This is a genomic window from Oleiphilus sp. HI0128, assembly GCF_001635365.1.
This window is the reverse complement of sequence record NZ_LWGG01000835.1, coordinates 1-10899: the sequence shown is the minus strand read 5'-3', so window position 1 is coordinate 10899 and position 10899 is coordinate 1. Positions and strand designations below refer to the sequence as shown.

Genomic DNA, 10899 nt, shown 5'->3' with positions numbered 1-10899 from the left:
AACTTAGTAAAATCTGGCAAGGACTCCATATACGAATGAGAGTGGCGCGATTCATAATTCATATCCTGCCACTGCTTAACCATCCCTAAAGCCTGATTGTTCAGTATTAAAACCTTCACCGGCAAGTCATATTGCTTACAGGTCGACAGTTCCTGAATATTCATCTGAATACTGCCTTCACCCGTTACGCAGACAACCTCCTCATTAGGATAATGAAGCTTTATCCCCATTGCCGCTGGCAAACCAAAACCCATCGTCCCTAAACCACCAGAGTTAATCCAACGATTTGGCTTATCAAATTTATAGTACTGAGCTGCAAACATCTGGTGCTGCCCGACGTCAGAACAAACGTAAGCATCACCTTTCGTCGCTCTATACATCGCCTCGATCGCTTGTTGCGGTTTAATGCTTTCCTCGGTCGAAGGGTCGTAGCGACCACCGTGACGAGCACGCCAGCCATCTATACTCTTCCACCAAGAAGCCAAAGCCTCTTGATCTGGCGTTTCCTCTGCATCCTCCAGAATCGCCAACATATCATTAAGCACTGATCCCACCGGCCCAACGATTGGCACATCAACCTTAACTGTTTTTGCAATATTTGCCGGATCAATATCGATATGAACAATTCTTGCCCCCGGGCAAAACTTGTCAGTGCCATTCGTCACTCGATCATCAAATCGAGCACCAACCGCTAAAACCAAGTCGGAATTATGCATTGCCTCATTGGCTTCGTAGGTACCATGCATCCCCAGCATTCCCAGAGAATGCTCACCAGTACCAGGATATGCACCCAAACCCATTAGCGTTGTGGTTACTGGATAATTCAAGCGCTCAACCAACTCTACCAACTGCTTGGATGCTTGCCCCAGAATAACACCACCACCCGCATAGATTACCGGACGCTTAGCTGCCAATAACATATCGACCGCTTTCTTAATCTGACCAGAATGCCCTCTTACCGGCGGCGTATAAGAACGCAACTTCACCTTTTTGGGGTAAACGTATTCAAAACGTTCATTTGGCGCCGTCATATCCTTAGGAATATCCACAACAACCGGCCCCGGACGACCCGACTGCGCAATATAGAAAGCCTTTTTCAAGACCTCTGGTATTTCTGAGGCATGCCTTACAGCCATATTATGCTTAACAACAGGACGAGATACGCCCATCATATCGGTTTCCTGAAAAGCATCTTCACCAATTAAGGTTGAAGGCACCTGCCCGCAAAGCACAACCATTGGAATAGAATCCATAAAGGCTGTAGCAATACCTGTAATTGTATTCGTCGCACCAGGTCCAGACGTAACGAGCACGACACCCGCCTTACCAGACGCTCGCGCGTAACCATCCGCCATATGAACAGCTGCCTGCTCATGACGAACCAAAATATGTTCAACTTTATCCTGTCTGAAAAGCGCATCATAAATATGCAGCGCTGCACCACCAGGATAACCGTATATGTACTCGACACCCTCGTCTTGTAAAAAACGAGCAATCATATCGGCGCCAGATAATAGCTCCACGATAATTACCTTCTGTTAAATAGTTTATGGAAGCTTAATCCGAGTTAACTCTCACTTCTTTTGGAAGTGCACTGGATGCAATCTAGCGTTACTTTGATGGTAAATTTGGCGTAGAGTTTCGCCATAAAGTCCAGCACTTTTATGTCATGCTAGACTCCTGTTTTACCACTGCCTCTTACATTTTCTATCAAGCAAAGTAAGAAGCTCAAATACGCTGGGGGATACTATTACCGTCAAACGATTAACGTTGAAAAACGACACTTGTAAAACCCTAGAAAAAGCAACCCGTAATTCTGACACTTAAATCATTAGAGTCAATATAATTTGCATTTTTTTGACCCAGTTTTGTATTTTTTCGGCTTTTCTCGTCCAAAAAACCGTCTATGGTTTATAGTTAGAATGTCAATTGACCAAAATTCTATGATCTGACAGGAAATCGAAACCATGACGCTCACACTGAACAGCGCATTATTCACAACCACTTTAAAGCTTTGCGCTTTTCTTTTAATTAGCTGTGCTACAACCATAGCAACTTCGGCTGAAGTCTATAAATGGGTCGATAGTAACGGCAACACTCACTATACGGACAAGAAACCAAACCATACCGAGTCGACCAGTATTCAAATTAAAACTAGCACTGCATCACAGCGCACCAGCGCACAAAACCAAGCAAAAGCTATCGATGAAAAAACAGCCAAAGAAATGCAAGTTCGACAAGGGATCGCTCAAGAAGAAGCTAGAAAAATTGAGATTGAAGAAAAATGTAAAGCAATCAGAGAAAACCTTAGAGTTATTGCTGAAACTAGCCGCATAACAGTTGTTGAAGAAGGCGTCACCCGCTTCCTAAGCCCTGAAGAGATCAACGAAAAGAAGGCAAACTTCCAAAAACAAATTGAAGACTACTGCCAATAATACAATACGGAGGACACCGAGCCTTTAGACCATACCAAAAGCTCGGTGCCTTACTACCTTTTTTCAAACACTATTTCATCTGCTTCAGCTCTCGCTACTATAGTGTCACCCGACACATAATCACCTGCCAACAAATTCTGAGCCAATGGATTCTCAACCCAACGCTGTATAGCTCGCTTTAGAGGCCTTGCCCCATAAACCGGATCAAACCCGGCTTCGGCCAACTTAGCCATAGCATCCGCCTCAAACTCCAAGGTAATATCCTGCTCTAACAAACGCTTACTTAAGCCTTTCAATTGAATCTGCGCTATACCCTGAATTTGCTGGGCTCCCAAAGCATGGAAGACCACCACTTCATCAATACGGTTGATAAACTCCGGCCTAAAATGAGCCGATACAGAATCCATGACAGCATTCTTTATCTGATCATAACCCGCGCCTTCCATTCCCATAGCCTGGATAACATCAGAACCCAAATTAGACGTCATGATAATAACCGTATTCCTGAAATCGACAGTACGACCTTGACCATCAGTTAAACGACCATCTTCCAATACCTGAAGCAAGATATTGAACACATCCGGGTGTGCCTTCTCCACCTCATCCAATAGCAATACCGAATAGGGTCTCCTGCGGACAGACTCTGTCAAATAGCCACCTTCTTCATAGCCTACATATCCAGGAGGAGCGCCAATTAGGCGAGCCACCGAATGCTTTTCCATAAATTCGGACATATCGATACGAACCATCGCATCTTCAGTATCGAAGAGGAAACTCGCCAAGGCTTTACAAAGTTCGGTTTTACCGACACCTGTTGGCCCCAAAAATAGAAAGGAGCCATTTGGACGATTAGGGTCAGCCAAACCCGCACGAGAACGACGTACTGCATCGGATACCGCTTGCACTGCTTCAGATTGACCAATTACCCGCTCATGCAGAGAACCTTCCATTCTCAACAACTTATCCTTTTCGCCCTCCAGCATTTTTGAGACCGGAATACCCGTCCACTTCGATACTGTTTCTGCTATCTCTTCTTCGGTCACTCGATTACGTAATAAGGTCATACCCATCATTTCAGCCTGGCTCGCCATATCCAACTGGCGCTCCAATTCGGGAATCTTCCCGTACTGCAATTCCGACATCAATGCCAAGTCACCCTCTCGACGAGCACTCTCCAATTCGACCCTAGCCTGCTCTAACTGACTCTTAACTTTCTGGGAACCATGCAGAGCTGCCTTTTCTGCCAACCAGACTTCTTCCAGATCTGAAAATTCCTTTTCAAGTTCAGAAATTTGCTCATTCAGCTCTACAAGGCTCTTTTTAGATGAAGAATCCTGCTCCTTCTTAAGCGCCTCCCGCTCGATTTTCATTTGAATCAAACGGCGCTCCAAGCGATCTAAAGCTTCTGGCTTTGAGTCCATCTCCATTCGAATTTGGCTTGCTGCCTCGTCAACCAAATCTATCGCCTTATCCGGTAATTGGCGATCAGCTATATAGCGATGAGAAAGCTTGGCTGCAGCGATAATTGCACTATTGGTAATTTCTACCCCATGATGGACTTCGTAACGCTCTTTCAAACCGCGCAGAATAGCAATGGTATCTTCAACAACCGGCTCCTCTACTAGAACTTTCTGGAAACGCCTTTCCAAGGCAGCATCTTTCTCTATATATTCACGATATTCATCAAGCGTAGTAGCGCCAACACAATGCAGCTCACCTCGAGAAAGTGCAGGCTTCAACATATTCCCCGCATCCATTGAGCCCTCTGCCTTACCAGCACCAACCATGGTATGAATTTCATCGATAAAGAGGATTATCTGCCCTTCTTGCTTACTCAGCTCATTAAGCACACCTTTCAAGCGCTCCTCAAATTCACCTCGAAACTTAGCCCCGGCAATCAATGCCCCCATATCCAAGGACAAGACTCTCTTATCTTTTAAGCCGTCAGGTACTTCACCGTTTACAATTCGTTGAGCTAAACCTTCGACAATAGCTGTTTTACCGACACCCGGCTCACCTATCAAAACGGGGTTATTCTTACGTCGACGTTGAAGAACCTGCACCGTGCGACGAATCTCATCATCACGACCAATAACCGGGTCCAGTTTTCCTTCTACGGCTCTAGCCGTCAAATCAACCGTAAATTTATCTAATGCCTCTCTATTTTCCTCAGCCCCTTGATCATTCACGCCATCACCTCCTCTCACCTGGTCAATCGCTTCTTCTAAAGCAGCTTTTTCTACCTTATAAGATTTCATCAAAGCGCCTAAAGCACCTTTATCACCAGTCGCAGCAAGTAAGACCATCTCACTTGAAATAAACTGATCGCCTTTTTTCTGCGCTAACTTATCAGCAATGTTCAGCATTCGCCCCAGGTCGTTGGACATATGCACATCACCGTCTGCACCTTCGACGGTCGGTAATTCATCAACCAGACGACCAAGCTCAGTTCTAAATTGTTTTACATCTACAGAAAGCTGTCTCAATAAGGCGGATACGCTGCCATTTTGGTCAATTAGAACCTGGATCAAATGCACCGGCTCTATAAACTGATGATCCTTTCCCAAGGCTATAGATTGCGCATCTGATATCGCAACCTGCAAACGGCTCGTCAAACGATCAATTCTCATAAGTTATCCCCCCGAAGGAATCAATAGTATCTAAGTTCAGTAAACTTCGTTATGACATAGATAAGGCTCGCCTGGACATTTTCAAGGCCCAACACATAAATTGCGCCAATTTATTGACACAAATCAATAAAAATACTCCCACTTCTACAGAAACTAACCGAGTGGTAATCAATTTTTTATGGTCAAGATCACACCAAACTCGTACAGTAATTGCAGAGCCTTTGCTTAACGATTAATATGGCCGGATTATATCGGCGTCCAATTTCACCAGCCGACCCACTACCTACTCACGCGAATACCCTTAGATGCCTAGCGACAACAACCCTGTTTTTATTGACTTCGAAGCTTCCAGCCTAGACCTCCTATCCAGCTACCCTATTGAAGTAGGTGTTTGCCTGGCTGATGGCAGCACCAGAAGCTGGCTGATCAAACCGCACGTATTATGGAAAGACTGGTCAGAAAAAGCCGCGCGAATACATGGAATCAGTAAAGACCAACTTCAACAAGAAGGCGCTGAGATTAGCCAGGTTGTTCGCGAACTTAATGATCTACTTAGTGGGGATGTATATTGCGATGCCTGGGCCTTCGATAGTTTTTGGCTTCATCGCCTATTTAAAGCGGCAAAATGCAAACCCAACTTCCATCTAGACTCCCTCTCATCAATTCTCGATGAAGAGCAAATCGATAGATGGCAGGACATCAGAGCTGGCGTTATAGATGAGCTACAGCTTGTTCGGCACCGCGCTGCAAATGATGCTTACATACTTCATAAAACCTGGCAGAAATTAGGAGCCCAGCTTAAATGAAATTATTAAGAAATACGCTCGCAGGCCTTTCTGCACTATCAGTACTCGCGGCCTGTACACCGACCTTCCAAACAACCGAGCAGCTATGCCAAGCCCATCTGCCAACAAGGCAGATAGTTCAAAACCAAAGCTACGAAGTACTCGCAAATGAAGAAAATAGCGAATACAAACTTTACCTTGAGGACTTCATTAATAGCTTTAAAGGCCTGCAATCTAAATCTATTGACGCTAGTGGTAACCCAATTTTATCTGACCTTTCAGCTGACGAGGAAGCCGTCCGCGACTTTATATTGCAACAGATCAGCGCAGATATGAACTACACACTAGATGACGAGGGAACCGTAGAATCAGCAAACAACCCCCTAGATTTTATGGAAAACCTTATTGCTGCCATCGACAGCGAAAAACTTGTTCAAACATTCGTCGAAGCTAAGGAGCAAATGTCCTCCGCAATCAGCAGCGATGACGGACACTGCACCTACAGCAATGATCAGATAGAGTTTCTCCGTGAAGATGACTCATTCAATATTCTAGATCAGTTTAGCGCCTCATTGGACCTGACTTACATCCCTTCAGCCTTTGTCGAAATAGATAATAAGGTTGATCAAACCGTTCTAATAGCTTTCGACCAAGATCCGACTGTGGAAACAGATGATGAAATTCAATTTGCCGCTCTAGACCGGATCGCGCCTGAAAATTTCAAAGAGTCCGGATTCAGTGAAGCGAAAGTAAGGCAGATCAAGGTAATCCATCAAGAACCACCCCAAATTCTTACTGTCGACGAAGACTACCTGGAGTCAAAATATGGCACTCTGGGGTACGCCCTATTAAATCAAACATGCCTCGATGATGATGAAGAAAATGTCGTCACATGCCCTGACGGCTCGATTACCAAAGAAATCGAGCACCCTGCTTGCTTCGACCTTATTGACGATGATGGTGACTCACTAACAGAGCACGATGAAGCCGACGAGCGAAATACTGTCATCTCCAACTCATTCACAATTGGCGATGGCAGTAATGATGCGCTGACAGACTTGCAGCGCTTAAAAGTAGAGGTAGACTACCCTAATGCAGAAATTCGCGTCTATGTATCGAAGTTCAGTACTGCCATCTACAAAGCTTTAGAAGATGATAGAGAAACAGAAATACCTCAGGGCGACGACAACCCCAACCCGACACGCGAGCAACTCATCTACAATCCAACGAGCTGTGAAAGTTACAATGTTTCGAAAGACCTTTTTGAGCTGCAAAGTGAAGAAGATCAGGAAAATAACGTCGCTGTCCCCGCTAACAGTTATGAAGACCCTGGCTATGAGTATATTGCCCAGACAGATGAAGATGGAGAGCCACTCTTAGACGAGGATGACAACGTCATTTACACATCGCCCACACCGCTGTTTATCTTTCAGGGAACGGCTATTCCTGAGCGACAGTAATTGTTTTTGTGAATCAGGGTAAGTTTTACACTTACCCTAAATCACCTTCGCTTTCAGCTTAGAGATTCTTGCGGGTCGATGCTGATCAATCATTGAAATAAGTTGCATATTTCGCTCAATAGAATCTCTCAATTGCTTAACTAAACCCAGGTCAGGAAACGCGCCCTCATTAGCTGCTACAATCTTTTTCTTCGTTTCTATTATTTCCCGCTCTAAACGCTGACGCTGATTATCAAGCGTGGTCAAACGTAATGTTCTCATAGTCAGAGTCTCTATATTCCCGAAAGAACTATCAGTATAGGCAGCTAAGGTTTAAGCAATATGAAGGACTTAACATTATCGGGTAAGCTTGCGTAATCGTTTGTTTCAATGAACAGAAGTGCTCGCATAGCTTTTCACTATGTAAGCGAGAGTATCATTGGTCGAGAAAACTGGGCACTTATGAAACAGTGACCGACAAATTTATTACTGCCTGCCTTACCTTTACAGCCTCTTCTGCTAGGCTTTCTTATATACAAATATGTCAAAACTGATGTTCTCAGGAGCCAAAGGTCATGCCTAAACCTGCCATTTCAAATGTTATGAATGAGTTTCTCGCGTTTCACGAGCTATTGGATGCGGCTTACTGGGAGGCGTCCTCACTCGAACACAAAGACATTATCTATGACATTATTAGCCAGTTTTCCCAGGAAATTGCCGAGCTTAATAAGCTCAGCATACAAGACCACCATTATCCCTATGAATTTATTACCGAAGGCATTCGACGTATCCCTCCGAAATTAACTAATTTGGAAGATCAGCTTCCTACCATTATCAAACGCACACAAACTATGGCTGATATGAGGGAAGCCTTATCCAATATAATCGCTATATTAGAGGGACAATCTGAAGTTTAGTGGCCTAGCTCAAGCGAACAATTACTTCGGCTTAAGCTCAACAATCTGGACTATCTGAGCCTGCTCGTCATCAGGGCCTGAGGGGATATGATTAACCCGCGTATCAAGCTCTGACATTTCAACTTGTGCTATTTGCTTCTCAGTAAAGTCGCAGGCGACACACTCTTTAAAGGTGCCTTCATCAGATGAATACGTCACTAACTTGTCCATCTCACCGCAACGAGGGCATACGGCACCTGCGATAAAGCGCTTGGTTATCTTCTGCGTCATACCTTGATTCCCGCCTGCTTAAGCAATGGCTCAACACTTGGCTTACGACCGCGGAAGCTGGTAAACATATCAATCGCTTCAATTGAACCACCTACTTCGAGCACTTTTTCTTTATAGTCTTTACCCGTTTGCACGTTAAAGACACCTTCTTCCTCAAAGCGGGAAAACGCATCTGCTGCTAAGACTTCTGCCCACTTATAACTGTAATAACCCGCCGAATAGCCACCAGCAAATATATGGCTAAAGGAGTGGCTAAAACGCGTATATTCTGGCGAATCAATTACCGCAACTCGCTCTCGAACAGACTCCAGCACTGCTTGCACATCGGTGTTATCTGCTTCTGAGTAATCTCTATGCAAGAGGAAGTCAAACAAGGCAAACTCAAGCTGGCGCATCATCATCATGCCACTTTGAAAGTGTTTCGCTGCTAGCATCTTATCCAACATATCCTTCGGCAGCGCTTCTCCTGTTTGGTAGTGACGACTGATCATAGCTATCGATTCTTCCTGCCAGCACCAGTTTTCCAAAAACTGACTTGGCAGTTCAACCACATCCCAAGGCACCCCAGAAATACCTGATACCCCAGCAACATCGACTTTGGTTAACATATGGTGCAAACCATGTCCGAACTCATGGAACAGTGTCGTCACTTCATTGTGAGTTAACAAGCTATCTGCCAGATTACCGCTCTCATCCGCAACAGGCGGTGTAAAGTTACACGCCAAGAAAGCTACCGGCATTTGCACAGAGCCATCGGCCAAACGTCTGCGTGCACGACAGTCTGCCATCCAGGCGCCACCACGTTTGTCTTTTCGGGCATAGATATCCAGATAGAAACCAGCTACTTCTTCACCCTCGCTATAAATGCTGTAATAGCGAGCATCTTGGTGGAAGGTTTTCACCTCAGGGCGCTCTTTGACTTCAATGCCAAACAGTTTCTGAACCACATCAAACATGCCTTGCAGAACCACTGGTGCTGGGAAGTATGGCTTTAACGCTTCTTGCGAAATATCAAAACGAGCCTGTCGAAGCTTTTCGGAATAATAGCCCACATCCCAGGGATTCAGTTCAGCCACACCGAACTCTTCTTTCATATAGGCTTTAAGCTCTTCTACTTCATTTTTTGCGTAATCAATAGCCTTGCCTGCAAGCTGCTCTAAAAACTCAATCACTTCATCTGGCGTGTCTGCCATTTTAGTCGCTAAGGAGCGCTCGGCATGATTGTCAAACGACAGCAACTTAGCAAGCGCCTGACGGCAACTGAGTATGCGTTGGATATTATTACTATTATCCCACTTACCCGCATCAGGTCCTTGGTCGGAAGCGCGAGTCAAATAAGCCTGATATAGCTGCTCACGGATATTGGCATCATCGCAGTAAGTCATAACCGGCAAATAACTAGGAATATCCAGGGTAATCAGATAACCCTTTTCATGTCCCTTGGCTTTTGCCTGGCTTTCGAGCAGTTGTAGTGCACTTTCTGGCAGACCTGCAAGTGAATCAACGTCTTCAAAATAGAGCGTCCAAGACTGTGTCGCATCCAAGACATTTTCCGAAAAGCTGTTGGTCAGCTCTGACATCTCCTTCTTCAATGCCGAGTAGGCTTCTTTTTCATCATCTTCCAACGCCACTCCCGACAACTTGAAGCCACGAAGAGTATGTTTGATTGACTGCTTTTGAGCTTGGCTCAGCCCAGCGTATTCATCGCTATCAGCCAAGGCCTGATAAGCTAAAAACAAGTCCTTATTCTGCCCCATTTCTGTACCGTATTCTGTCAATTTAGCGATAAGGCGCTTGTAGATTTCTCTCAACTCATCGGAATTTAGCACTGAGTTATAATGGGAAATAACCGACCAAACATTATTCAAGCGATCGTCAGCACTTTCTAAAGGATACGCAAAATCTTGCCAAGAATATTGTTTATCAGTTACAAGCTTTTCGACTAAAGCTCTGTTGTCTGCAAGCACCTTATCTAATGCGGGCTCAAAGTGCTCTAATGTAATCTGCTCAAACAGTGGCAGTGGCGAATCAGCTAACAATGGGTTCATTAATTTTAACTCTATCTATTTGGTATATTTTTAAGGCAAGCGAGCTAAGCAGCTTGGAACAATTTATTCTTTATGGGGGCATTGATGATTTTTTAAAGCCCTTAGTCTCACTATAGCAACTTGCTCGCATAGCGCTAGATACTGGTGAAGATCACTAATTTTCGGTATTCTCTGCCCTCAAGTTGAACCGAAAAAACACTTAGGTCGCAACGACGTCAATAACACCGCCAGATGTATCACAAGAGGATCAGCCTATGAGCTGCGTGAGAAACTATCTCGACTTTTCCCCCAAACTAGACTCATCAGTTTTCGTCGACCCAACAGCCATTGTTATTGGTGATGTTGAAATCGGAGCCGATAGCTCTATCTGGCCTT

General features: G+C 44.8%; 9 protein-coding genes. 4 read left to right on the top strand and 5 right to left on the bottom strand.

Annotation, left to right across the window (positions count from 1 at the left end; all coding sequences use genetic code 11):
• On the bottom strand, positions 1-1523 hold a 1523-nt coding region (locus A3763_RS12875), incomplete at its 3' end, for an acetolactate synthase 3 large subunit (protein ID WP_068760109.1).
• 444 nt (positions 1524-1967) lie between these two features.
• Here A3763_RS12875 and A3763_RS12870 point away from each other — a divergent pair.
• Positions 1968-2435 carry a DUF4124 domain-containing protein gene (locus A3763_RS12870; RefSeq protein WP_082865037.1) on the top strand — a complete coding sequence of 156 codons (468 nt, stop codon included), beginning with the start codon at positions 1968-1970 and terminating at the stop codon, positions 2433-2435.
• 53 nt (positions 2436-2488) lie between these two features.
• Here A3763_RS12870 and clpB read toward each other — a convergent pair whose 3' ends face one another.
• The gene (gene clpB / locus A3763_RS12865; RefSeq protein WP_068634314.1) at positions 2489-5065 is read right to left on the bottom strand and encodes an ATP-dependent chaperone ClpB; all 2577 of its coding nucleotides are present in this window, start codon (positions 5063-5065) and stop codon (positions 2489-2491) included.
• Positions 5066-5370: 305 nt separating this feature from the next.
• Here clpB and A3763_RS12860 point away from each other — a divergent pair, with 305 nt between their 5' ends.
• Both A3763_RS12860 and A3763_RS12855 read left to right on the top strand, forming a co-directional pair.
• Complete coding sequence (locus A3763_RS12860) at positions 5371-5871, top strand: exonuclease domain-containing protein (protein WP_068552795.1); 501 nt, start codon at positions 5371-5373, stop codon at positions 5869-5871.
• A complete protein-coding gene (locus tag A3763_RS12855) occupies positions 5868-7310 on the top strand; it encodes a hypothetical protein (RefSeq protein WP_068567863.1) in 1443 nt (480 codons plus the stop codon). The genes A3763_RS12860 and A3763_RS12855 overlap by 4 nt, the downstream gene beginning before the upstream one ends.
• A 36-nt stretch (positions 7311-7346) precedes the next feature.
• On the opposite strand, the gene A3763_RS12850 is transcribed toward A3763_RS12855, so the two are convergent.
• The gene (locus A3763_RS12850; protein ID WP_068510894.1) at positions 7347-7571 is read right to left on the bottom strand and encodes a hypothetical protein; all 225 of its coding nucleotides are present in this window, start codon (positions 7569-7571) and stop codon (positions 7347-7349) included.
• 293 nt (positions 7572-7864) lie between these two features.
• Here A3763_RS12850 and A3763_RS12845 point away from each other — a divergent pair, with 293 nt between their 5' ends.
• A complete protein-coding gene (locus tag A3763_RS12845) occupies positions 7865-8206 on the top strand; it encodes a hypothetical protein (protein ID WP_068510893.1) in 342 nt (113 codons plus the stop codon).
• A 21-nt stretch (positions 8207-8227) separates the two neighbouring features.
• On the opposite strand, the gene A3763_RS12840 is transcribed toward A3763_RS12845, so the two are convergent.
• Both A3763_RS12840 and A3763_RS12835 read right to left on the bottom strand, forming a co-directional pair.
• Complete coding sequence (locus A3763_RS12840; RefSeq protein WP_082865221.1) at positions 8228-8476, bottom strand: YheV family putative zinc ribbon protein; 249 nt, start codon at positions 8474-8476, stop codon at positions 8228-8230.
• Positions 8473-10524: a M3 family metallopeptidase gene (locus A3763_RS12835; protein ID WP_068634313.1), complete on the bottom strand. Its 2052-nt coding sequence runs from the start codon at positions 10522-10524 to the stop codon at positions 8473-8475. Before A3763_RS12835 ends, A3763_RS12840 begins: the two co-directional genes overlap by 4 nt.
• Between the last annotated feature and the right edge of the window lie 375 nt (positions 10525-10899).